This window comes from Pseudomonas sp. PP3 (assembly GCF_905336995.1).
GTDB lineage: Bacteria > Pseudomonadota > Gammaproteobacteria > Pseudomonadales > Pseudomonadaceae > Aquipseudomonas > Aquipseudomonas reinekei.
Genome location: NZ_HG995459.1, coordinates 1,699,908 through 1,723,746 on the forward strand (window position 1 = coordinate 1,699,908; position 23,839 = coordinate 1,723,746).

The window sequence follows — 23,839 nt, forward strand, 5'->3', positions numbered from 1 at the left end:
TGTTTTTGTGTAGCCAAATAATGTGCCTGGCACCTACTGTGGCGAGGGAGCTTGCTCCCGCTGGGGGGCGAAGCACCCCCAAACCGGCCACTGTGGTGTGTCAGGCAAAATCGGTTTGCAGGGTTTACGACTGCTTCGCAGCCGAGCGGGAGCAAGCTCCCTCGCCACAAGGGTTTTGCCGTGTGCTCAGATTGCGTTGTGGGTTTTCAGCCAGCCCAGACCCGCTTCAGTGGTGGTCAGCGGCTTGTATTCGCAACCGACCCAGCCCTGGTAACCGATGCGGTCCAGGTGTTCGAACAGGAAGCGGTAGTTGATTTCACCGGTGCCTGGTTCGTTACGCCCCGGGTTGTCCGCGAGCTGTACATGGTTGATCTCGCCCAGGTGCGATTGCAGGGTGCGGGCCAGGTCGCCTTCCATGATTTGCATGTGATAGATGTCGTATTGCAGGAACAGGTTGGCGCTGCCGACCTGCTCGCGAATCGACAGGGCTTGCGCCGTGTTGTTCAGGTAGAAGCCTGGAATGTCGCGGGTGTTGATCGCTTCCATCACCAGTTTGATACCCACCGCTTGCAGCTTGTCGGCCGCGTACTTGAGGTTGGCGACGAAGGTTTTCTCGACGGTGGCATCGTCAAAACCCTGCGGGCGAATACCGGCCAGGCAGTTGACCTGGGTGTTGCCCAGCACTTGCGCGTAAGCGATGGCCAGATCGACACCGGCGCGGAATTCTTCAACGCGGTCCGGCAGGCACGCGATACCGCGTTCACCCTTGGCCCAGTCACCGGCCGGCAGGTTGAACAGCACTTGGGTCAGACCGTTGGCGTCGAGCTTGGCCTTGATTTCGGCGGAGCTGAAGTCGTACGGGAACAGGTATTCGACACCACTGAAACCGGCCTTGGCGGCCGCTTCGAAACGGGCAAGAAAGTCCTGTTCGGTGAACAGCATGGACAGGTTGGCTGCGAAACGCGGCATGGTGGTCTCCTGAATGTGTATGTGTTCCCCCGTGGGAGCGAGCCTGTGTGGCGAGGGAGCTTGCTCCCGCTCGGGTGCGAAGCAGTCGCAAAGCTTTAGGGGCCGCTTCGCGTCCCCGCGGGAGCAAGCTCCCTCGCCACACAGGCTCGCTCCCATAGGGGGAGCGATCAAGCAATTAATCCAGCAACGAAATCGCGGTCGGTGCGTCGTTGCCGACCAGCGCCAGGTCTTCGAATTCGTTGACGGCGTTGATCTCGGTACCCATGGAAATGTTGGTCACGCGTTCCAGAATAATCTCAACGATGACGGGTACCTTGAACTCTTCGATCAGCTCCTGGGCCTTGCGCAGGGCAGGCTGGATCTGAGCCGGTTCGAACACACGCAGTGCCTTGCAACCGAGGCCTTCGGCAACTGCGACGTGGTCGACACCGTAGCCGTTGAGTTCCGGCGCGTTGAGGTTATCGAAGGACAGCTGCACGCAGTAGTCCATGTCGAAACCGCGCTGTGCCTGACGGATCAGACCCAGGTACGAGTTGTTTACCACAACATGAATGTACGGCAGCTTGAACTGCGCGCCCACCGCCAACTCTTCGATCATGAACTGGAAGTCATAGTCCCCCGACAGGGCTACCACTTTACGGTTCGGATCAGCCTTGACCACGCCCAGCGCTGCCGGAATGGTCCAGCCCAACGGGCCGGCCTGACCGCAGTTGATCCAGTGACGCGGCTTGTAGACGTGCAGGAACTGCGCGCCGGCAATCTGCGACAGACCGATGGTGCTGACGTAGCAGGTGTCTTTGCCGAACACCTGGTTCATCTCTTCGTAAACGCGCTGCGGCTTGACCGGCACGTTGTCGAAGTGAGTCTTGCGCTGCAGGCTGGCTTTGCGCTGCTGGCAGTCTTGCAGCCAGGCGCTGCGGTTTTTCAGCTTGCCGGCGGCTTGCCATTCGCGAGCGACTTCGATGAACACGGTCAGCGCGGCAGCGGCGTCGGACACGATGCCCAGGTCCGGTGTGAACACGCGGCCGATCTGCGTGCCTTCGATGTCGACGTGAATGAACTTGCGGCCTTCGGTGTACACATCGACCGAACCGGTGTGACGGTTGGCCCAACGGTTACCGATGCCCAGCACCACGTCGGATTTCAGCATCGTGGCGTTGCCATAACGATGCGAAGTTTGCAGGCCGACCATACCCACCATCAGCGGGTGATCGTCAGGGATGGTGCCCCAGCCCATCAGGGTCGGGATAACCGGGATACCGGTCAGCTCGGCGAACTCAACCAGCAGGTCGCTGGCGTCGGCATTGATGATGCCGCCACCGGCCACCAGCAGTGGGCGTTCAGCCTGATCCAGCAAGGCCAGAGCCTTCTCGACTTGAACGCGGCTGGCGGTCGGCTTGGCCAGCGGCAGTGGCTGGTAAGCGTCGATGTCGAATTCGATTTCAGCCATCTGCACGTCGAACGGCAGGTCGATCAGCACCGGGCCTGGGCGGCCGGAGCGCATTTCATAGAAGGCTTTCTGGAATGCGTAAGGCACCTGGCCCGGTTCGAGAACGGTGGTTGCCCACTTGGTGACTGGCTTGACGATGCTGGTGATGTCGACAGCCTGGAAGTCTTCCTTGTGCATACGGGCGCGGGGGGCCTGGCCGGTAATGCAGAGGATTGGAATCGAGTCGGCCGAGGCGCTGTAGAGCCCGGTGACCATGTCGGTGCCGGCAGGGCCGGAAGTCCCGATGCACACGCCGATGTTGCCGGCCTTGGTGCGGGTGTAGCCCTCGGCCATGTGCGAGGCGCCTTCAACGTGGCGAGCGAGTACATGATCGATGCCGCCGACTTTTTGCAGGGCGTTGTACAGCGGATTGATGGCTGCACCCGGGATGCCAAAAGCGGTATCAACCCCTTCACGGCGCATCACCAGAACGGCGGCTTCGATTGCTCTCATTTTGCTCATGGTTTTGTGCCTCTTTACGTTTTGTAATTGTATACAAGTGGCTTTGTGCAGAGTGTATTCACGGCGGACGGCGCAGGTCAATCCATTTTCTCAAGCGACCGTTTCATTCGTCGGAAGCCCAATCTACTGTGGCTTTTCGTCGCATGTGGCGCTTTTCGAGAATTATTGTATACAAAAAAATAATTCATTGTGTTCTATTTGTTGCATCGAGCTGCGGCACAAACGCGCAGCTCCACGACTTTCCGAAAAACAAAATGAGGACGGCACCATGAGCGCTTTAACCTTGAAAGTCGCAGTCAATCTGGTCAACGAGGCCATCACCGCAGGGCGTGCAATCTCCGCAGCGCCCTTGACCATCGCCGTGCTGGATGCCGGCGGGCATCTGATCAGCCTGCAACGCGAAGACGGCGCCAGCCTGCTGCGTCCGCAGGTCGCCATCGGCAAAGCCTGGGGCGCCATCGCCCTGGGCAAGGGTTCGCGCCTGTTGGCACTGGATGCTCAACAACGCCCGGCCTTCATCGCCGCGTTGAATAGCCTGGGCCAGGGCAGCGTGGTGCCGGCGCCGGGTGGCGTGTTGATCCGCGATCACGCGGGGAATGTGCTGGGGGCGGTGGGAATCAGCGGGGATCTGTCGGATGTGGATGAACAGTGCGCCATCACCGCGATCGAAGTGTTGGGGTTGGTGGCGGATGCTGGGGTTGTGGCTTGATCTTCGGCGACTGAACTAACGTCATCGCTGGCAAGCCAGCTCCCACAAGGACTGGGGTGTTCATATATTTTGCGGACACCATCAGACCTGTGGGAGCTGGCTTGCCAGCGATTGTAATCTGCCCGACACATCCAGCTAAAAGTGTGTATTACCGTTCAGAGTTTCCAGGTCTAGCCTTTTCATGAGTTCATCATTGGAGAGGCAACGGAATGCCAAATTTCCCCGCATCAAACCGTCTGCGAACAGGGCGCTATGCCGAGCCCAGTCGAATCTATTTGCTGACAACCAACACGCTGGATCGTGAGCCGATTTTTTCCGACTTCGCTTTGGGCAGGTTCGTGGTTCATCAATTTCGCCGGGCACAGAATCTTGGATTGGCAAAATCACTGGCCTGGGTGGTCATGCCCGATCATTTTCATTGGCTGGTCGAACTGGAAAACTCCTCACTGCGCAGACTAATGCGCGAGACAAAGTCGCTTGTTACTCGAGAAGTGAATTTTTTCAGCAACAGGAACGGGCCGCTTTGGCAGCAAGGCTTTCACGACCGTGCGTTAAGGCGGGAAGATGATCTGGTGAAGATGGCGCGCTACGTAGTGGCCAACCCCTTGCGGGCTGGTCTGGTCGAGAAAATTGGTGATTACCCGCTGTGGGACGCCATCAGGGTTTGAGTCAAAATCGAGTCGCCTTCATCGCTGGCAAGCCAGCTCCCACATAGAAGTGTGTCGTTCACAAAATTGGGTTCAACACAAAAAGCTGTGGGAGCTGGCTTGCCAGCGATGGGGCCACCGCGGTCTATCAGTCCGGCTCGCAGCCTTTGAGCACCAACCGGATAATCGTCTGCGCCGCCGCTTCGTAATCCTCTTCATCCAGCCTGGCCTTGCCAGTGATGGCAGTGATTTGCCAGTCGAAGTCGGCGTAGGTCTGGGTCGCGGCCCAGATGCTGAACATCAGGTGGTTGGGGTCGATCGGGGCGATTTGGCCGCGGTCGATCCAACTCTGGATGCACTCGATGTTGTGCTTGGCCTGGTCGTTGAGTTGTTCGACCAGGTCGGCGCTCAGGTGCGGGGCGCCGTGCATGATTTCGCTGGCGAACACCTTGGAGGCAAACGGCAGGTCGCGGGAGATGCGGATTTTCGAGCGGATGTAGCCGCTCAGCACTTCGCTGGGTACACCGTCTGGGTTGAACGGCGTCGAGGCCTGCAGAATCGGTTCGATGATGCTTTCCAGGACCTCGCGGTAGAGGTTTTCCTTGGATTTGAAATAGTAGTAGACGTTGGGCTTGGGCAATCCCGCCTTGGCTGCGATATCGCTGGTTTTGGTCGCAGCGAAGCCCTTGTCGGCAAATTCTTCACTGGCGGCACGCAGGATCAGTTGTTTGTTGCGCTCGCGGATGGTGCTCATAAACCAGGGGGTTCCTTGCCTGTTCTGGCGGTTGCGCATGGTAGCACCGGCCTTCGGCAGCGCTCAAGAATGCTCCATGCGGCGCTCGGCCACGCTATGCTGCACCGCATTCACTCAAGAAGGAAACCCGATTCATGGCAGGAAGCAGCTTGCTGTTGCTGATCGACGACATCGCCGCCGTGCTGGACGATGTGGCGTTGATGACCAAAATGGCCGCCAAGAAGACTGCCGGCGTGCTGGGCGATGATCTGGCGCTCAATGCCCAACAGGTCAGCGGCGTGCGTGCCGATCGGGAAATTCCCGTGGTATGGGCGGTAGCCAAGGGCTCGTTCATCAACAAACTGATTCTGGTGCCATCGGCGCTGGCCATCAGCGCGTTCATCCCGTGGCTGGTCACGCCGTTGTTGATGTTGGGTGGTGCTTACCTGTGTTTCGAAGGGTTCGAGAAGCTCGCCCACAAGTTCTTGCACAGCAAGGCGCAAGATCAGGCCGAGCATGCCGAACTGGTCGAGGCGGTAGCGGACCCGGCGGTGGACCTTGTGGCGTTCGAGAAGGACAAGATCAAGGGCGCCATCCGCACCGATTTCATTCTTTCGGCAGAAATCATCGCCATCACCCTGGGCGTCGTGGCGGACTCGGCGTTGACCCAGCAAGTCGTCGTACTGTCGGGTATCGCAATCGTCATGACCATCGGCGTCTATGGATTGGTGGCAGGCATCGTCAAGCTCGATGACCTGGGGTTATGGCTGACCCAAAAGCCAGGGCAAGTGGCCAACAGCATCGGCAGCGGGATTTTGCGCGCGGCGCCGTACATGATGAAGAGCCTGTCGGTGATCGGCACGGCGGCGATGTTCCTGGTCGGCGGCGGCATCCTGACCCACGGCGTGCCGGTGGTGCATCACTGGGTCGAAAGTGTCAGCGCAGGGGCGGGTGGCGCCGGGTTTATCGTGTCGACGTTGCTCAATGGGGTGGCGGGGATTGTGGCGGGGGCGGTGGTGCTGGCTGGGGTTATGGCCGTCAGCAAAATCTGGAAAGCCTTGAAAGGCTAAGAACCACTAATAACCAATGTGGGAGCGAGCCTGCTCGCGATAGCGGTGTAACAATCAACAGAGGTGTTGAATGTTATGGCCACATCGCCAGCAGGCTCGCTCCCACAGTTTTTTGCGTAGCCGAATTACTCGGCAATCTGCAACTTGCGCGACTCGGTGTACACGTAACGGACCTTCTCGTACTCGAACGGCGAGTTCAGCTGGCCGTAGCGGAAGCTGGTCTGATAGCGCTTGTCGACGCCACGCAGAATCCAGACCTCTGGATGGTTGGAGCTGACTTCGGCCACGTTGAGGAAGTTGATTGCGTTCTCGGCGCTGTAGTCGACCAACAACCCGCCCGTGTCACGCAGGTTGGACGGGCCGAGAATTGGCAGCACGAAGTAGGCGCCGCCCGGAACGCCGTAGAAACCCAGAGTCTGGCCGAAGTCTTCGTTTTGGCGCGGCAGGCCCATGGCGGTAGCCGGGTCCCACAGGCCGGCGATGCCGATCGTGGTGTTCAGCAGCAGCCGTGCCGTGGTTTCCATCGAACGCTGGCCCTTGAACTGCAACAGGCTGTTCAGCAGGTTCGGCACGTCACCCAGGTTGTTGAAAAAGTTGCTGACGCCGGTGCGCAAGAAGCTCGGCGTGATGTAGCGATAGCCATCGACCACCGGCAGGAACACCCATTGGTCGAACCGGTAGTTGAAGTGATAAACGCGACGGTTCCACTCCTCCAGCGGGTCATAGACGTTCAGCGCGCTGAGCGTTGAGCGTTCGAACTCGCGCTGATCCAGCCCCGGGTTGAATTTGAGCTTGCTCAACGGTTCCTTGAAGCCGTCATCATCGACGATCACCGGGGCGTTGGCTTTGCTGTTGTCGGCATTGGCAACGCCTGCACAGAGTAACGCAGCGATAAGCAGGAGGTATTTAGCCACGGAAGAACTCCAGCATGGCGTCGCTGTTGACGCGGTAGTTAAGGTTGCCGCAATGGCCGCCCAGCGGGTAAACGGTCAAGCGATCGCCGAAGGTCTGGCGCAGGAAACCGAGGTCGCCGGGGCCGAGGATCACGTCGTCGGCGTTGTGCATGACGGCAATTTTCGGACTGTCGCGCAGATAATCCTTCAGGGCGTACAAACTTACCTGGTCGATCAGTTGCAGCAGGCTGCCGCCGTCGGTGCGGGCGCGCCACATCGGGATCACTTGTTCAGTGATGTAGCAGTCGAAATCGCACTGCAGCGCACGCTTGAGATACGGCGTGAGGCTGGTGCCCTCGGTGATCGGGGTTTTCGGTGGAGTAATGAGGCCGCGACGGTTGATCAAATCAGACGTGAAGGCGATGTCGGCCGCCGAGAAGCGGAACGAGGTGCCGATCAGCATGGCCATCTGTTCGTTGGTCAGGTGCTGCTTGGACTGCTGGAAGTCATAAAGCAGTGCATCGTTGAGGTCGATGTAGCCTTTCTGCTGGAAGTAGCGCGTCAGCTTGTTCAGCACCAGCTCATAGAACGTAGTGGAGTTGTTGATGCCCTTGACCTCGGTTTGTACCAGCTTGTCGAGGTTGGTGATCGAGGTGTAGAGATTCACCGGCGGGTTGAGCAGCAACACTTTCTTGAAGTTGAAGCTGCGGCGGGTTTCGTCCAGGTGCGCGACGAAAGCGGCATCCAGTGCGCCGAGGCTGTAACCGGTCAGGTAGTAATCGGTGACCGGCACGTTCGGGTTCTGTGCCCGCACGGATTGCATCACCCGGTACATGTCTTCGGCATCTTCCTTGGTGATGCCCGGCGTCGCAAAACGTGAGGCGGCGCTGATGAAGTCGAAGCTGGTGGGCGACGACAACTGCACTACGTGGTAGCCGGCTTTGTAGTAGAGCTTTTTCAGGTATTCGTTGAGGCTGCTGTCATAGCGTGCGCCCGTGCCCGCGATCAGGAAAATCAGCGGCGCCGCTTTGTCCTGAGTGGCGATGCGATAGGTGAGTTTCTTTACCGCCCAAAAATTGTCAGGCAGTTCGAAAGCCCGCTCCGGGCGCAAGGTGATGCTGCGATCCGACTGATTGATGTCGTCGTCCAGAGGCAGTTCCGGGCGCAAATCCGGTGGCGTCGTGGCAATGGTTGCCTCGAACGGGTTGGTCAAGGGATAGCCATAACTGGCGGCGTCGATGTCGACCGCCAGTGCGGACGCACTCAATATAAGGCCGCCAAACAGGGCGGCGAAGCGCAAGGAACGGAGCATGACTAGATCCCTTAGATAAGGTGCCGAATGAAGTTCGCAGGCTATGACCACTGGATTTGCGCCAAAGTGCCACGCAACGGCACCAAACAGGCTTAATTCGAAGTAATAGTAGCTGGACGATACACTTTGCAGCGATTGAATGACCAGTTAACAGTTGTTATCGCTTGCGTAAGACTGGCGGGGGATTAAGCTGGCCGCCGTTTTTCGTTTATTGGAGTGCTTCATGTCCCGCCGTCTGCCTGTGATTCTGCTGCTCGTTTTGCTGCCTCTGTGGCTGGCCGCCAGTTATGGCGCGCGTTATGGCTTCATGGAAGATGCGCAGTGGGTCGGTATCTGCGTGGATGAGGCAAGCCGCTGGGAATGCCAGGTTCGTTCGAACCTGGGTCTGATGATTCACTTCAAGATTCTCGGCTATGGCGCACTGGCCGCTGCCATCATCGGTTTTGTTGTACCGGGGCGGGCAGGGTGGTGGCTGGCGGTGCTGGCGCTGGCGCTCGGGTTCCCGGCGCTGGCGTTGTACAACACGACGCTGGCTGTTTTTGCGGTGGTGATTGCGGGGTTGCGTTTGGTCAGGGCGCCACGTAGCGCCTGATAGTCAGCTTTCGCGAGCAGGCTAACTCCCACATTGGATCTTCGTCGCACAGGAATTGCGTTCACTGAAGATCTACTGTGAGCGAGCCTGCTCGCGATGAGGCCATTAGCTTCGCTGAACGGTTAAGCCTTGCGAATTCGCAGGCAGCGCCACAACGCAACAACCATCAACACACTCACCAACGCCCAACCCCAGGCCTGCTGGTTCTGCAACCCTTCCTGGAACAACTGCGGCGCAATGCCCGCGCCGATGATGAAGGTCAGCAGCGCGATTTCCCGGCGTGGCACGCTCACGGGGCGGCACAGATACACCAGGGCTGGCACAACAAAGGCGACGCTCGGGAAGCTGCGATAGCGTGGATCGAATACCAGTTCCAACATGCTCACCGCCGCAGCGAACCCGATCACGGCCACCAGCCAGCCTGCTCGGCGCTCCAATGCATTGAAAGCCTGCGCGCGCCATCCCGTGCGAGGGCTCAATGTCAGCGCGGCGTGCACCAGCACCAACAGGTTCAGCACCGTCAGCAATGCCACCCACAACCATTCACTGGTGAAGCGCGTGGTGACGCGGGCAAGGTCGCCCCACACGCCGATGGAGCACGCCGCCACTGCGGCAAACAACGGTAGAACCAGCGCGGCGCGGGTGCTGCGAACGCGGCCGCCCAGCATAAGCGTACCGAGGAAGATCAGGCCGCCAACCGCCAGCCACTGCGACCAGTACGGCACGTTTGTCACCGGACCGGCCAGCACGCCCTTGTCCTGTCGATCAGCGTCAAACAGTCCCCAGTAACCGCCGACCGCACCTTCGCTGGCGCGCTTCCACGGCTGGTCGAAAGCTTCGATGAGGTTGTAATGCCAGCCTTGTTGCTCGGCCATGGTGACAAAACCGCGAATGAACTTGGCTTCGTTGACCCGGCTCGGCAATGCGGTTTCGCGTTGGCGGCCTTCGCTCGGCCAGCCTGTTTCGCCGATCATCACGTCCTTGGGCGCGAATTTGTTGCCGAATACCTGGCGGACCTCGGCTACATGCTGCAGAGCAGCGTCGATGTTCGAAGGATCATCTTCCCAGTACGGCAGCAAGTGGATGGTCAGGAAATCCACGGCTGGCGCGACTTCCGGGTGCTTGAGCCAGAACTCCCAGACATCGGCATAGGTGACGGGTTGCTTGACCTGGCGCTTGACCTTGTTGATCAGTCTCACCAGCTGGGTGCCGGTGACTTCCTTGCGCAGCAGGGTTTCGTTGCCGACGATCACCGCGCTGACCACATCCGCGTTGGCATTGGCCGAGGCGATAAGCAGGTCCACTTCTTTTTCAGTGTCCACCGGATTGCTGTTGATCCAGGCGCCGATCATCAGCTTCAACCCATGCTTGCGCGCTAGATCGGGCAGGGCTTCGAGGCCGGTCATCGAATAGGTGCGGATGCATTGGAAACTTTTGGCCAGCAGCGCGAGGTCGGCGTCCATGCGCTCGGGGCGCAGTTTGAACGGCACATCGAACGGTGACTGGTCTTTGTCGAACGGGGTGTAGGAAGCGCATTGCAGCTTGTGCGTCGCGCTGGCGGCATCCGGCAGGATCACCGGTTTGCCCAGCCCGTACCAGAAGCCGCCGAGGGCAAACAGCCCCAGCAGGCAAGCGAACAGATAGGCAAAAAAAGGAAAGCGGGATGTCGCGGGCATGGTCAGGCCGTCTGGGAGCAAAGCGGCGCATGTTACCTGCATTTGTCCCGTGCTTGGTGGCTCGCATAATTTTGACATGCAAAGTTCGGGCGGATTGTCCGGTGCGTTTGTCGCCCTCCGGGTTAATGGCGTTCTGATGTCGTTTCTCGATGCCTTGAGGTCGCTGGCAGAGCAGGTCGCTGATAGCGTCAGGTTGATTATCGAAGGCGTCAGTATCCTCGTTGATATCGCGCTGATGATCGATCGGGTTTGCAGTGAGACGTGATGGGGACGCTGTGCACCATAACAATACGTTGACGCGACTCGGCATCCGTCGAGCGCAGCACTTTCGGGGAAGTAACGATGAAGATGCGACGACTTTTAGGCGCCGGTGCCGCACTGGTACTCGCGATTGGCTCTACATTCGCCAATGCCGAGAGCAAGACCCTGAGCATCGGTTACGTTGACGGCTGGTCCGACAGCGTCGCGACGACTCACGTCGCGGCTGAAGTAATCAAGCAGAAGCTCGGATACGACGTGAAGCTGCAAGCCGTCGCGACCGGGATCATGTGGCAGGGCGTGGCCACCGGCAAACTCGACGCCATGCTGTCGGCCTGGCTGCCAGTGACCCACGGCGATTACTGGACCAAGAACAAGGATCAGGTTGTCGACTACGGTCCGAACTTCAAAGACGCAAAAATTGGCTTGATCGTGCCGGATTACGTCAAGGCCAAATCGCTTGAAGACCTGAAGACCGATGACAGTTTCAAAAAACGCATCGTCGGCATCGACGCCGGTTCAGGCGTGATGCTCAAGACCGAGCAGGCCATCAAGGATTACGACCTGACCGGTTACCAGCTCAAGGCCAGTTCCGGCGCCGGCATGATTGCCGAGCTGACCCGTGCCGAGAAAAAGAACGAATCCATTGCCGTGACCGGTTGGGTGCCGCACTGGATGTTCGCCAAGTGGAAGTTGCGTTTCCTCGAAGACCCGAAAGGCGTGTATGGCGCGGCTGAGACTGTAAACAGCATCGGCAGCAAAGAGCTGGCAACCAAGGCACCGGAAGTGGCCAAGTTCTTGAAGAACTTCCAGTGGGCTTCGAAAGACGAAATCGGCGAAGTCATGCTGGCCATCCAGGAAGGCGCCAAGCCTGACGCAGCAGCTAAGGATTGGGTAGCCAAGCACCCGGACCGCGTGGCTGACTGGATCAAGTAATTACCTAGAGCACGCCTGACCCTGTGGGAGCGTGCCTGCTCGCGAAGCGGTCTGTCAGTTGACCAAGATGTCGACTGACCTGACGCCTTCGCGAGCAGGCTCGCTCCCACATTTATTTATTCTTGCTGGATTTTGGCAACTACGTCATGTCGTTCTAATACTAAGGTCGTCTGGAACCTGCCCCGCAGCCGCATAGAGTGGATACCGTTCCAACTAAATCTGTGCTGCGAGGATAAAAACAATGAACGACAGCATTTACCTCTCGATTCAAAACAGCCCGCGCTTCAAGGAGCTGGTTAGCAAGAGGGAACGATTCGCCTGGATTCTATCGGCGATCATGCTAGGGCTTTACTCCGGATTCATCCTTTTGATTGCTTACGGGCCGCATGTACTGGGGGCGAAAATCAGTCCTGAGTCATCGATTACCTGGGGCATACCGATCGGGGTCGGGCTGATTCTTTCGGCCTTTATCCTGACCGGCATTTATGTGCGACGCGCCAACGGCGAATTCGACGACCTGAACAATGCGATTCTCAAGGAGGCTCAGCAATGATCCGGCGTCTAATGGCTCTTTTGAGCATCGCAGCCTTCGCACCGGGCGCCTGGGCGGCTGACGCCCTGACCGGTGCCGTACAAAAGCAACCGCTGAACGTCGCCGCGATCCTCATGTTCGTGGCGTTTGTCGGCGCAACGTTGTACATCACTTACTGGGCGTCCAAGAAAAACAACTCGGCCTCCGACTATTATGCGGCGGGTGGCAAGATCACCGGTTTCCAGAATGGTCTGGCGATTGCCGGTGACTACATGTCCGCGGCGTCCTTCCTGGGTATTTCCGCGCTGGTGTTCACCTCCGGCTACGATGGTCTGATCTACTCGATCGGCTTCCTGGTGGGCTGGCCGATCATTCTGTTCCTGATCGCCGAGCGCCTGCGTAACCTGGGTAAATACACCTTTGCCGACGTGGCGTCCTATCGCCTCGGGCAAACCCAGATTCGCTCGCTGTCCGCTTGCGGTTCGCTGGTGGTGGTGGCGTTTTACCTGATCGCGCAAATGGTCGGTGCCGGCAAGCTGATCCAGCTGCTGTTCGGTCTCGATTACCACGTCGCGGTGATCCTGGTCGGTATCCTGATGTGCGCCTACGTGTTGTTCGGCGGCATGCTGGCGACCACCTGGGTGCAGATCATCAAGGCTGTCCTGCTGCTGTCTGGCGCTTCCTTCATGGCGCTGATGGTGATGAAACACGTCAACTTCGACTTCAACATGCTGTTCTCCGAGGCGATCAAGGTTCACCCGAAAGGTGAAGCGATCATGAGCCCGGGCGGTCTGGTGAAAGATCCGATTTCGGCGTTCTCGCTTGGCCTGGCACTGATGTTCGGTACCGCTGGCCTGCCGCACATCCTGATGCGCTTCTTCACCGTGAGTGACGCGAAAGAAGCTCGCAAGAGCGTGCTGTACGCAACTGGTTTCATTGGCTACTTCTACATCCTGACTTTCATCATCGGCTTCGGCGCGATCTTGCTGGTCAGCACCAACCCGGCCTTCAAAGATGCGGCTGGCGCACTGTTGGGCGGTAACAACATGGCGGCGGTGCACCTGGCCAACGCGGTAGGTGGCAGTATCTTCCTGGGCTTCATCTCGGCGGTGGCGTTCGCGACCATCCTGGCAGTGGTTGCCGGTCTGACCCTGGCCGGTGCTTCGGCGGTGTCTCACGACCTGTACGCCAGCGTGATCAAGAAAGGCAAAGCCAACGAGAAGGATGAGATCCGCGTTTCGAAAATCACCACCATCGCTCTGGCGGTGCTGGCGATCGCGCTGGGCATTCTGTTCGAAAGCCAGAACATTGCGTTCATGGTGGGCCTGGCGTTCTCCATCGCGGCGAGCTGCAACTTCCCGGTCCTGCTGCTTTCCATGTACTGGAAAAAGCTGACCACCCGCGGTGCGATGATCGGCGGCTGGTTGGGTCTGGTGAGTGCTGTTGGCTTGATGATCCTCGGGCCAACCATCTGGGTGCAGATCCTGCATCACGAGAAGGCTATCTTCCCGTATGAGTATCCAGCGCTGTTCTCGATGATCATTGCTTTTGTCGGTATCTGGTTCTTCTCGATCACTGACAAATCCAAGGCGGCTGACAATGAGCGTGCGCTGTTCTTCCCGCAGTTTGTTCGTTCGCAGACTGGGTTGGGGGCGAGTGGGGCGGTTTCGCACTAAGGCTTTGAGTTTGTCTGTGTAATTTGTGTTGAACAGAAATGCCCCGGTCGGAAGATCGGGGCATTTTTTATTGGGCGGTTATCGGTCAGCCGACCTGTCTTTTGTTGATCGCGTACATATCCATTCCTGCGGTAACGGCGGCTTAGGGTTTCGCCCTTACGGCGACTCACTTTTTTTAACAAGCGCCTCAAAAAAAGTAAGCAAAAAAAGCGCTCGCCCCGAGCGTTCGGCCCCTCGCCTAGGCTCGGGGTTCCTTCGCTCCGGCATTCATCCGGGGGTATCGACCTCCGGTTGGCTTCGCTGGCACCTACATGCGATGAGTTCGACTGCGTCGAATGGCGCTGCGCGCCCATCCCCGGATGAACACCTCCACTGAGCCTCCCGAAGGGCATGCCGAGCCTAGTCGAGGCACCGAACGAAAGGGGCAAAGCGCTTTGGTTACGTTCGCGCTCTTCGAAAATGACCCGCCGTAAGGGCGGAACCCTAAGCCGCCGTCACCGAAAAAACGGATATGTACACCACCAAAAAAAGCGCACAAACAAAAACGGCCCCTATATAAATAGAGGCCGTCTCCGGTACATCTCAACACGCTACAGCAAGAGTAATCTTACTTACGGTCTTCCAGCTTGGTGATATCACGCGACTCGTAGCCGGTGTACAGCTGGCGCGGACGGCCAATCTTGTACGGGCTGGAGAGCATTTCTTTCCAGTGGGAGATCCAGCCGACGGTCCGCGCCAGGGCGAAGATCACGGTGAACATGCTGGTTGGAATGCCGATCGCCTTGAGGATGATCCCCGAGTAGAAGTCGACGTTCGGGTACAACGAGCGTTCGATGAAGTAAGGGTCGGTCAGGGCGATCTCTTCCAGGCGCATGGCCAGTTCGAGTTGCGGATCGTTCTGGATGCCCAGTTCCTTCAACACTTCGTCGCAGGTCTGCTTCATCACGGTGGCGCGTGGGTCGCGGTTTTTGTAAACGCGGTGACCGAAGCCCATCAATTTGAACGGGTCGTTCTTGTCCTTGGCCTTGGCGATGTACTTGTCGATGTTCGAGACATCGCCAATTTCATCGAGCATGGTCAGAACGGCTTCGTTGGCGCCGCCGTGGGCAGGGCCCCACAGTGCGGCGATACCGGCGGCGATACAGGCGAACGGGTTGGCACCCGAAGAACCTGCCAGGCGCACGGTGGAAGTCGATGCGTTCTGCTCGTGGTCGGCGTGGAGGATGAAGATCCGGTCCATGGCCTTGGCGAGTACCGGGCTGATCGGTTTGATCTCGCACGGAGTGTTGAACATCATGTGCAGGAAGTTTTCCGCGTACGTCAGGTCGTTGCGCGGGTACATCATGGGTTGGCCCATGGAGTACTTGTAAACCATCGCTGCCAGGGTCGGCATCTTGGCAACCAGACGGATCGCGGAGATTTCGCGATGCTGCGGGTTATTGATGTCCAGGGAGTCGTGGTAGAACGCCGAGAGGGCGCCGACTACGCCGCACATCACAGCCATCGGGTGAGCGTCGCGACGGAAGCCGTTGAAGAAGGTCTTCAGCTGCTCGTGAACCATGGTGTGGTTCTTCACGGTGCTGACGAACTGGGCCTTCTGTTCCGCAGTCGGCAGTTCGCCGTTGAGCAGCAGATAGCAGGTTTCCAGGTAGTCCGACTTTTCAGCCAGCTGTTCGATCGGGTAGCCGCGGTGCAGCAGGATGCCGTTGTCGCCGTCGATATAGGTGATCTTCGACTCGCAAGAGGCGGTCGACATGAAACCAGGGTCAAAGGTGAAACGGCCCGTGGCCGTCAGGCCCCGAACATCGATAACATCGGGACCAACGGTGCCGGTTAAAATGGGCAGCTCGACGGGGGCTGCGCCCTCGATGATCAACTGCGCTTTTTTGTCAGCCATGTGGCCTCCTATTTATGCTTGAAATCATCAGACAGACCCCCCACGCAGGGCCCGCACCACTATAGTGAGATAAATTCGAATGTCAATTTGCCTAAAGTCTTGCTCCAGAAGGCTTTAACCGTACTTTTTTCTCGAAATTGCCTGCCATTTACGCCTTTTATGTCAGTTGCGCAATCCGCTGTTTGGGTTAGGTCTTTGCGTTGTCATTAGTAGCCTAACTGTCTATACTCGGCCACCGACCGCCAAGGGCTTTTGGGCCTGCTTTATTGGGGGTCGCATCCCTGGGTGGTGGTTACCTGACCAGTGCACTCCCCAACAACTTTGCCCTGATTGTTAGGGGCTCTTCAGTGTGAAAAAAAGCCGTGAAAAGCCAACGACCTGTAAACCTAGACCTAAGGACCATCAAACTCCCCATCACCGGCGTTACGTCGTTTCTTCACCGTGTTTCCGGCATCATCCTCTTCCTGGGCCTTGGCTTCATGCTTTATGCATTGGGCAAGTCTTTGGGTTCCGAGGAAGGTTTTGCCGACGTGAAGGCATGCTTGACCAGCCCGCTGGCCAAGTTCGTAGCATGGGGCCTCCTGTCCGCTCTGCTGTATCACCTGGTAGCCGGTGTGCGCCACTTGATCATGGATATGGGCATCGGTGAGACGCTGGAAGGCGGCCGACTGGGCTCGAAAATTATCATCGCCGTTTCCGTGGTGTTGATCGTTCTGGCAGGAGTTTGGATATGGTAACCAGCGTTACGAACCTTTCGCGTTCCGGTCTTTATGACTGGATGGCGCAACGTGTGTCTGCGGTCGTTCTCGCGGCTTATTTCATCTTCCTGATCGGATACCTCGCTGCGAACCCGGGCATTGGCTATGACCAATGGCACGGCCTGTTCGCCCACAACGGGATGCGTATCTTCAGTCTGCTGGCCCTTGTGGCCCTGGGCGCTCACGCCTGGGTCGGCATGTGGACCATCGCGACCGACTACCTGACGCCGATGGCATTGGGCAAGTCCGCGACTGCAGTACGTTTCCTTTTCCAGGCAGTATGCGGCGTTGCGATGTTCGCTTACTTCGTCTGGGGTGTGCAGATTCTCTGGGGTATCTGATTCATGGCTAACATTCCAACGATTTCTTTCGACGCCATCATTATTGGTGGTGGCGGTGCCGGCATGCGCGCTGCGCTGCAACTGGCGCAGGGCGGTCACAAGACTGCCGTGATCACCAAGGTTTTCCCGACCCGTTCGCACACTGTATCCGCCCAGGGCGGCATCACCTGCGCCATCGCGTCGGCTGACCCGAACGATGACTGGCGCTGGCACATGTACGATACCGTCAAGGGTTCCGACTACATCGGTGACCAGGACGCTATCGAATACATGTGTCAGGAAGGCCCGGCCGCAGTTTTCGAGCTGGACCACATGGGTCTGCCGTTCTCCCGTACCGAGCAAGGTCGCATCTACCAGCGTCCGTTCGGTGGTCAGTCCAAGGACTACGGTAAAGGCGGCCAGGCTGCGCGTACTTGCGCGGCATCCGACCGCACCGGTCACGCCCTGCTGCACACCCTTTATCAAGGCAACCTGAAAGCCGGTACCACGTTCCTGAACGAGTACTACGCGGTTGACCTGGTGAAAAACGCTCAAGGCGAATTCGTCGGCGTTATCGCCATCTGCATCGAAACCGGCGAAACCACCTACATCCGCGCCAAGGCCACCGTACTGGCTACCGGCGGTGCAGGTCGTATCTACGCTTCGACCACCAATGCCCTGATCAACACCGGTGACGGCGTTGGTATGGCACTGCGTGCCGGCGTTCCGGTACAAGACATCGAAATGTGGCAGTTCCACCCGACCGGCATCGCCGGCGCCGGTGTACTGGTTACAGAAGGTTGCCGTGGTGAGGGTGGTTACCTGATCAACAAGCACGGCGAGCGTTTCATGGAGCGTTATGCTCCGAACGCCAAAGACCTTGCCGGTCGTGACGTCGTTGCCCGTTCGATGGTTAAAGAAATCATCGCCGGTAACGGTTGCGGTCCGAATGGCGACCACGTAATGCTCAAACTCGACCACCTGGGCGAGGAAGTGCTGCACAGCCGTCTGCCAGGCATCTGCGAACTGTCGAAGACATTCGCGCACGTTGACCCGGTGGTTGCTCCGGTTCCGGTTGTTCCGACTTGCCACTATATGATGGGCGGCGTTGCCACCAACATTCATGGTCAGGCGATCACTCAGGACGCTGACGGCGTTGATTCCATCATCCCTGGCTTGTTCGCAGTGGGTGAAGTGGCTTGCGTATCGGTTCACGGTGCCAACCGTCTGGGCGGCAACTCGCTGCTCGACCTGGTGGTATTCGGCCGCGCTGCCGGCCTGCACCTGGAAAAAGCACTGACCGACGGCATCGAATACGACGACGCCACCGACGCCAACATCGAAGCCGCCCTGGCGCGTCTGTCCGCTCTGAACGAGCGTACCGAAGGCGAAGACGTGGCTACCCTGCGTCGCGAACTGCAAAACTGCATGCAGAACTACTTCGGTGTATTCCGTACCGGCGAATACATGCAGAAGGGTATTGCCCAGTTGGCTGACCTGCGCAAGCGCATCGCCAACGTCAAGATCAACGATAAGTCGCAGGCGTTCAACACCGCGCGTATCGAAGCTCTGGAACTGCAGAACCTGCTGGAAGTGGCTGAAGCTACCGCCATTGCCGCCGAAGTACGTAAAGAGTCCCGCGGCGCTCACGCCCGTGAAGACTTCGAAGATCGTGACGACGAAAACTGGCTGTGCCACACCCTGTACTTCCCGGGTGACAAGCGCGTGACCAAGCGTGCTGTGAACTTCTCGCCGAAGACTGTTCCGACTTTTGAACCTAAGATTCGGACTTATTAAGGGTGGCCGCCATGTTGCAAGTCAGCGTTTATCGTTACAACCCTGATCAGGACGCCGCGCCGTTCATGCAGGAATTCCAGGTTGATACCGGTGGTAAAGACCTGATGGTGCTGGACGTACTGGCCCTGATCAAGGAGCAGGACGAAGGTTTCTCCTATCGTCGCTCTTGCCGTGAAGGCGTTTGCGGTTCCGACGGCATGAACATCAACGGCAAGAACGGCCTGGCCTGCGTCACGCCGCTGTCTGCTGTTGTAAAAGGTAACAAGTTGATCGTTCGTCCTCTGCCAGGTTTGCCGGTTATCCGTGACCTGGTCGTCGATATGAGCATCTTCTACAAGCAATACGAGAAGGTTAAGCCATTCCTGCAGAACGACACGCCGGCTCCGGCCATCGAGCGTCTGCAGTCCCCTGAAGAGCGCGAAAAGCTCGACGGTCTGTACGAGTGCATCCTGTGCGCTTGCTGCTCGACCTCTTGCCCGTCCTTCTGGTGGAACCCGGACAAGTTCCTGGGTCCAGCTGCACTGCTGCAAGCTTACCGCTTCCTGGCAGACAGCCGTGACACCAAGACTACCGAGCGACTGGCTTCGCTGGATGACCCGTTCAGCGTATTCCGCTGCCGCGGGATCATGAACTGCGTCAACGTATGTCCGAAAGGCCTGAACCCGACTAAGGCCATCGGTCACATCCGTAACATGTTGCTGCAAAGCGGCGTGTGATTCAGCTGCTGTACCCGTAGACCGCTGTACCGTAGATGCTGCGGCGCAGGCTTCAACCGGCGCCGTAGTTTTAACCTGAGCAGCAGCTTATAAGGCTGCGGCTCTTATTTTGAAGAAATGAGACAAGCAGGGGCATCCGGGCTGGTACCCGGACTATCAGCGTGATCCTAGGTGGCTTGTTTTGGTCGCTGCATTCGGACTTCTGCAAGTTTGCTCGGTGTCGACGCCGGTGGTGTTCCCCTAACCGAGGGTGACCAAGCATGCAAGAAAGCGTGATGCAGCGCATGTGGAACAGCGCCTACCTGTCCGGTAGTAACGCTGCCTATGTGGAAGAGCTCTACGAGCTCTACCTGCACGACCCTAACGCTGTGCCAGAAGAGTGGCGCACCTACTTCCAGAAGTTGCCCGCTGACGGCAACTCTGCCACCGATGTTTCGCACTCCACAATTCGCGATCATTTCGTCTTGCTGGCAAAGAACCAGCGCCGCGCCCAACCGGTTTCCGCCGGCAGCGTGAGCAGTGAGCACGAGAAGAAGCAAGTTGAAGTGCTGCGATTGATCCAGGCCTACCGTATGCGTGGCCACCAGGCAGCCCAGCTTGACCCGCTGGGGCTGTGGCAGCGTCCTGCACCTGCAGACCTGTCGATCAATCATTACGGCTTGACCAATGCCGATCTTGATACGACCTTCCGTGCCGGCGACCTGTTCATCGGCAAAGAGGAAGCGAGCCTACGCGAAATTCACGAAGCGTTGCAGCAGACATATTGCCGCACCATCGGCGCTGAATTCACGCACATCACCGATTCCGAGCAGCGCCAGTGGTTCCAGCAGCGTCTGGAAAGCGTGCGCGGCCGTCCGACGTACTCCGCGGACATCAAGAGCCATCTGCTTGAGCGCGTGACTGCCGGTGAAGGCCTGGAAAAATACCTGGGCACCAAATACCCGGGTACCAAGCGTTTCGGTCTGGAAGGCGGCGAAAGCCTGATTCCGATGCTCGACGAGTTGATCCAGCGTTCCGGTTCCTACGGCACCAAGGAAATCGTCATCGGCATGGCCCACCGTGGCCGCCTGAACGTATTGGTCAACACCTTCGGCAAGAACCCGCGCGAGTTGTTCGACGAGTTCGAAGGCAAGAAGAAGGTCGAGCTGGGTTCCGGTGACGTTAAATACCACCAGGGCTTCTCGTCCAACGTGATGACCACCGGCGGTGAAGTTCACCTGGCCATGGCCTTCAACCCGTCCCACCTGGAAATCGTATCGCCAGTGGTCGAGGGTTCGGTCCGTGCCCGTCAGGATCGTCGTAACGACCCTACCGGCGAGAAAGTCCTGCCGATCTCCATCCACGGTGACGCTGCTTTCGCAGGTCAGGGCGTGGTGATGGAAACCTTCCAGATGTCGCAGACCCGCGGTTTCAAAACCGGCGGTACCGTGCACATCGTGATCAACAACCAGGTCGGTTTCACCATCAGCAACCCGCTGGACTCGCGTTCCACCGAGTACGCCACCGACGTCGCGAAAATGATCCAGGCGCCGATCCTCCATGTGAATGGTGATGATCCGGAAGCCGTATTGTTCGTGACCCAGCTGGCTATCGACTACCGCATGCAGTTCAAGCGTGACGTGGTGATCGACCTGGTCTGCTACCGTCGTCGCGGCCACAACGAGGCCGACGAGCCAAGCGGCACCCAGCCGATCATGTATCAGCAGATCACCAAGCAGCGCACCACCCGTGAGCTGTATGCCGATCGTCTGACCCAGGGCGGTGTGCTCGACGCAGAGCGTGTTCAGGCGAAAGTCGACGAATACCGTAACGCGCTGGACAACGGTCTGCACGTAGTGAAAAGCCTGGTCAAAGAGCCGAACAAAGAGTTGTTCGTGGACTGGCGTCCGTATCTGGGCCACGCCTGGACCGCGCGTCACGACACTCGCTTCGACCTCAAGACCTTGCAGGAACTGTCCGCCAAGCTGCTGGAAATCCCGGAAGGCTTCGTGGTTCAGCGCCAGGTCTCGAAAATCTACGAAGACCGTCAGAAGATGCAAGCCGGCGGCCTGCCGATCAACTGGGGTTACGCCGAAACCATGGCGTACGCGACCCTGGCGTTCGAAGGTCACCCGATTCGCATGACGGGTCAGGACATTGGTCGCGGTACGTTCTCGCACCGTCACGCTGTCTTGCACAACCAGAAAGACGCGGGCACCTACATTCCGTTGCAGAACCTGTTCGACGGTCAGCCACGTTTCGACCTGTACGACTCGTTCCTGTCCGAAGAAGCAGTGTTGGCATTCGAATACGGCTACTCGACCACCACGCCGGATGCGCTGGTGATCTGGGAAGCCCAGTTCGGCGACTTCGCCAACGGCGCCCAAGTGGTTATTGACCAGTTCATCACCAGTGGCGAGCACAAGTGGGGCCGTCTCTGCGGTCTGACCATGCTGCTGCCGCACGGTTATGAAGGTCAGGGTCCGGAGCACTCGTCGGCTCGTCTCGAGCGTTACCTGCAACTGTGCGCCGAGCACAACATTCAGGTAGCCGTACCGACCACACCGGCTCAGATTTATCACTTGCTGCGCCGTCAGGTGATTCGCCCACTGCGCAAGCCTTTGATCGTTCTGACTCCGAAGTCCCTGTTGCGTCATAAACTGGCCATTTCGACCCTGGAAGATCTGGCCGAAGGTTCGTTCCAGACCGTGATCCCGGAAATCGATGCCCTGGACCCGAAAAAGGTCGAGCGCGTAGTTCTGTGTAGCGGCAAGGTCTACTACGACCTGCTGGAAAAACGCCGTGCCGAAGGCCGTGACGATATCGCCATCGTGCGTATCGAGCAGCTGTACCCATTCCCTGAGGACGACTTGAAAGAAGTCCTGGCTCCTTATACCAACGTCAAAGCTGCCGTTTGGTGTCAGGAAGAGCCGATGAACCAAGGGGCGTGGTACTGCAGCCAACACCACATGCGTCGCAGCATCAGCAACCTCGACAAGTCTCTCGTACTCGAATACGCGGGCCGTGAGGCTTCTGCTGCACCGGCATGCGGTTATGCATCGATGCACGCTGAGCAGCAGGAAAAACTGCTGCAAGACGCCTTTACTGTTTAACGCCTTCGCGCACCTGAAACCGAATTTAAGGACCCACAGATAATGGCTATCGAAATCAAAGCCCCCACTTTCCCGGAATCGGTTGCCGATGGCACCGTTGCCACCTGGCACAAACAACCGGGCGACGCTGTAAAGCGTGACGACCTGATCGTCGACATCGAAACCGACAAGGTTGTGCTGGAAGTGTTGGCCACTGCTGATGGCGTGCTGGGCGCTATCGTCAAGAACGAAGGCGACACCGTTCTGTCCGACGAAGTCCTGGGCTCCATCGAAGCCGGCGGCGCTGCTGCTGCCCCGGCGGCCGCTGCTGCTCCGGCCGCTGCACAAGCTGCTGCCCCGGCTGCCGAAGGCGAAGACGATCCTGTTGCTGCACCGGCTGCTCGCAAGTTGGCTGAAGAAAACGGCATCAACATCGCTTCCGTTGCCGGCACTGGCAAAGGCGGTCGTGTGACCAAGGAAGACGTGGTAGCAGCTGTTGCCGCCAAGAAAGCCGCTCCGGCTGCCGCGCCTGCCAAGGCTGCTGCTCCTTCGGCTGCCGCTCCTGTGTTCGCCGCTGGCGACCGCATCGAGAAGCGCGTACCGATGACCCGCGTTCGTGCCACCGTGGCCAAGCGTCTGGTTGAAGCTCAGTCGAACATGGCGATGCTGACTACTTTCAACGAAGTCGACATGACCGAAGTCATGGCTCTGCGTTCGAAGTACAAGGATCTGTTCGAGAAGTCCCACAATGGCGTGCGCCTGGGCTTCATGTCGTTCTTCGTGAAAGCGGCCACCGAAGCGCTGAAACGCTTCCCGGCTGTCAACGCTTCGATCGACGGCGGCGACATCGTTTATCACGGCTACGCTGACGTCGGCGTTGCAGTTTCCAGCGATCGCGGCCTGGTTGTACCGGTTCTGCGTAACGCCGAGCTGATGAGCCTGGCTGAAATCGAAGGCGGCATCGCCACCTTCGGCAAGAAAGCCCGCGACGGCAAACTGTCGATGGACGAAATGACCGGTGGTACTTTCACCATCACCAACGGTGGTACTTTCGGTTCGATGATGTCGACCCCGATCGTCAACCCGCCACAAGCCGCTATCCTGGGCATGCACAACATCATCCAGCGCCCAATGGCCATCAATGGCCAGGTCGTTATCCGTCCGATGATGTACCTGGCTCTGTCCTACGATCACCGTCTGATCGATGGCAAAGAAGCTGTGACCTTCCTGGTGACCATCAAGAACCTGCTGGAAGATCCGGCTCGTCTGTTGCTGGATATCTGATAGAAGCAGCCATGAGCTGCAGGCTCGAGCTGTCGGAAAACC

At 58.4% G+C, this 23,839-nt stretch carries 21 protein-coding genes; 14 read left to right on the top strand and 7 right to left on the bottom strand.

Annotated features, from left to right (window positions below):
- Positions 1 to 186: 186 nt before the first annotated feature.
- Positions 187 to 969 (bottom strand): hydroxypyruvate isomerase, encoded by a 783-nt coding sequence (hyi, locus tag KHO07_RS07915; protein WP_150734851.1) that lies wholly within the window; start codon positions 967 to 969, stop codon positions 187 to 189.
- 175 nt (positions 970 to 1,144) lie between these two features.
- Positions 1,145 to 2,920 (bottom strand): glyoxylate carboligase, encoded by a 1,776-nt coding sequence (gcl, locus tag KHO07_RS07920; RefSeq protein WP_150734850.1) that lies wholly within the window; start codon positions 2,918 to 2,920, stop codon positions 1,145 to 1,147.
- 268 nt (positions 2,921 to 3,188) lie between these two features.
- Here gcl and KHO07_RS07925 point away from each other — a divergent pair, with 268 nt between their 5' ends.
- Positions 3,189 to 3,629 (top strand): heme-binding protein, encoded by a 441-nt coding sequence (locus KHO07_RS07925; protein ID WP_212626870.1) that lies wholly within the window; start codon positions 3,189 to 3,191, stop codon positions 3,627 to 3,629.
- Between the two features lie 209 nt (positions 3,630 to 3,838).
- Positions 3,839 to 4,297: a transposase gene (locus tag KHO07_RS07930; RefSeq protein ID WP_212626871.1), complete on the top strand. Its 459-nt coding sequence runs from the start codon at positions 3,839 to 3,841 to the stop codon at positions 4,295 to 4,297.
- A 127-nt stretch (positions 4,298 to 4,424) separates the two neighbouring features.
- On the opposite strand, the gene KHO07_RS07935 is transcribed toward KHO07_RS07930, so the two are convergent.
- The gene (locus tag KHO07_RS07935) at positions 4,425 to 5,030 is read right to left on the bottom strand and encodes a TetR/AcrR family transcriptional regulator (RefSeq protein ID WP_212626872.1); all 606 of its coding nucleotides are present in this window, start codon (positions 5,028 to 5,030) and stop codon (positions 4,425 to 4,427) included.
- A gap of 134 nt (positions 5,031 to 5,164) precedes the next feature.
- On the opposite strand from KHO07_RS07935, the gene KHO07_RS07940 reads away from it, so the two are divergent.
- A complete protein-coding gene (locus tag KHO07_RS07940) occupies positions 5,165 to 6,079 on the top strand; it encodes a DUF808 domain-containing protein (RefSeq protein ID WP_150734847.1) in 915 nt (304 codons plus the stop codon).
- A gap of 125 nt (positions 6,080 to 6,204) precedes the next feature.
- On the opposite strand, the gene KHO07_RS07945 is transcribed toward KHO07_RS07940, so the two are convergent.
- Both KHO07_RS07945 and KHO07_RS07950 read right to left on the bottom strand, forming a co-directional pair.
- Positions 6,205 to 6,993 (bottom strand): VacJ family lipoprotein, encoded by a 789-nt coding sequence (locus KHO07_RS07945; protein WP_150734846.1) that lies wholly within the window; start codon positions 6,991 to 6,993, stop codon positions 6,205 to 6,207.
- Positions 6,986 to 8,284: a serine/threonine protein kinase gene (locus tag KHO07_RS07950; RefSeq protein WP_075948478.1), complete on the bottom strand. Its 1,299-nt coding sequence runs from the start codon at positions 8,282 to 8,284 to the stop codon at positions 6,986 to 6,988. The genes KHO07_RS07945 and KHO07_RS07950 overlap by 8 nt, the downstream gene beginning before the upstream one ends.
- A 223-nt stretch (positions 8,285 to 8,507) precedes the next feature.
- Here KHO07_RS07950 and KHO07_RS07955 point away from each other — a divergent pair, with 223 nt between their 5' ends.
- Positions 8,508 to 8,876, top strand: a complete 369-nt coding sequence (locus KHO07_RS07955; protein ID WP_150734845.1) for a hypothetical protein — start codon at positions 8,508 to 8,510, stop codon at positions 8,874 to 8,876.
- 122 nt (positions 8,877 to 8,998) lie between these two features.
- Here KHO07_RS07955 and KHO07_RS07960 read toward each other — a convergent pair whose 3' ends face one another.
- The gene (locus KHO07_RS07960; RefSeq protein WP_212626873.1) at positions 8,999 to 10,594 is read right to left on the bottom strand and encodes a beta (1-6) glucans synthase; all 1,596 of its coding nucleotides are present in this window, start codon (positions 10,592 to 10,594) and stop codon (positions 8,999 to 9,001) included.
- Between the two features lie 94 nt (positions 10,595 to 10,688).
- Between KHO07_RS07960 and KHO07_RS29365 the strand changes: the two genes are divergently transcribed.
- The 4 genes from KHO07_RS29365 (at position 10,689) to KHO07_RS07980 (ending at position 13,954) form a co-directional block, all read left to right on the top strand.
- Positions 10,689 to 10,817 (top strand): hypothetical protein, encoded by a 129-nt coding sequence (locus KHO07_RS29365; protein WP_263597131.1) that lies wholly within the window; start codon positions 10,689 to 10,691, stop codon positions 10,815 to 10,817.
- A gap of 77 nt (positions 10,818 to 10,894) precedes the next feature.
- Positions 10,895 to 11,746 (top strand): glycine betaine ABC transporter substrate-binding protein, encoded by an 852-nt coding sequence (locus KHO07_RS07970; protein WP_150734842.1) that lies wholly within the window; start codon positions 10,895 to 10,897, stop codon positions 11,744 to 11,746.
- Positions 11,747 to 11,987: 241 nt separating this feature from the next.
- Entirely contained in the window at positions 11,988 to 12,299 is a 312-nt protein-coding gene (locus KHO07_RS07975) for a DUF485 domain-containing protein (RefSeq protein WP_056721673.1), read from the top strand.
- Positions 12,296 to 13,954 (top strand): cation acetate symporter, encoded by a 1,659-nt coding sequence (locus tag KHO07_RS07980; RefSeq protein WP_212626875.1) that lies wholly within the window; start codon positions 12,296 to 12,298, stop codon positions 13,952 to 13,954. Before KHO07_RS07975 ends, KHO07_RS07980 begins: the two co-directional genes overlap by 4 nt.
- Positions 13,955 to 14,561: 607 nt before the next feature.
- On the opposite strand, the gene gltA is transcribed toward KHO07_RS07980, so the two are convergent.
- On the bottom strand, positions 14,562 to 15,851 hold the full coding sequence (gene gltA, locus KHO07_RS07985; protein ID WP_075948473.1) for a citrate synthase: 1,290 nt from the start codon (positions 15,849 to 15,851) through the stop codon (positions 14,562 to 14,564).
- A 362-nt stretch (positions 15,852 to 16,213) separates the two neighbouring features.
- On the opposite strand from gltA, the gene sdhC reads away from it, so the two are divergent.
- From sdhC to odhB, 6 genes are all read left to right on the top strand, one after another.
- On the top strand, positions 16,214 to 16,588 hold the full coding sequence (gene sdhC, locus KHO07_RS07990) for a succinate dehydrogenase, cytochrome b556 subunit (protein ID WP_056852964.1): 375 nt from the start codon (positions 16,214 to 16,216) through the stop codon (positions 16,586 to 16,588).
- Positions 16,582 to 16,950: a succinate dehydrogenase, hydrophobic membrane anchor protein gene (gene sdhD / locus KHO07_RS07995; RefSeq protein WP_007977503.1), complete on the top strand. Its 369-nt coding sequence runs from the start codon at positions 16,582 to 16,584 to the stop codon at positions 16,948 to 16,950. Before sdhC ends, sdhD begins: the two co-directional genes overlap by 7 nt.
- 3 nt (positions 16,951 to 16,953) lie before the next feature.
- Entirely contained in the window at positions 16,954 to 18,726 is a 1,773-nt protein-coding gene (sdhA, locus tag KHO07_RS08000) for a succinate dehydrogenase flavoprotein subunit (protein WP_150734840.1), read from the top strand.
- A gap of 11 nt (positions 18,727 to 18,737) precedes the next feature.
- Positions 18,738 to 19,442, top strand: a complete 705-nt coding sequence (locus tag KHO07_RS08005) for a succinate dehydrogenase iron-sulfur subunit (protein ID WP_056852962.1) — start codon at positions 18,738 to 18,740, stop codon at positions 19,440 to 19,442.
- A 260-nt stretch (positions 19,443 to 19,702) separates the two neighbouring features.
- Positions 19,703 to 22,534 carry a 2-oxoglutarate dehydrogenase E1 component gene (locus KHO07_RS08010; protein ID WP_150734839.1) on the top strand — a complete coding sequence of 944 codons (2,832 nt, stop codon included), beginning with the start codon at positions 19,703 to 19,705 and terminating at the stop codon, positions 22,532 to 22,534.
- A gap of 42 nt (positions 22,535 to 22,576) precedes the next feature.
- On the top strand, positions 22,577 to 23,797 hold the full coding sequence (gene odhB, locus KHO07_RS08015; RefSeq protein ID WP_056852960.1) for a 2-oxoglutarate dehydrogenase complex dihydrolipoyllysine-residue succinyltransferase: 1,221 nt from the start codon (positions 22,577 to 22,579) through the stop codon (positions 23,795 to 23,797).
- Positions 23,798 to 23,839: the final 42 nt, after the last annotated feature.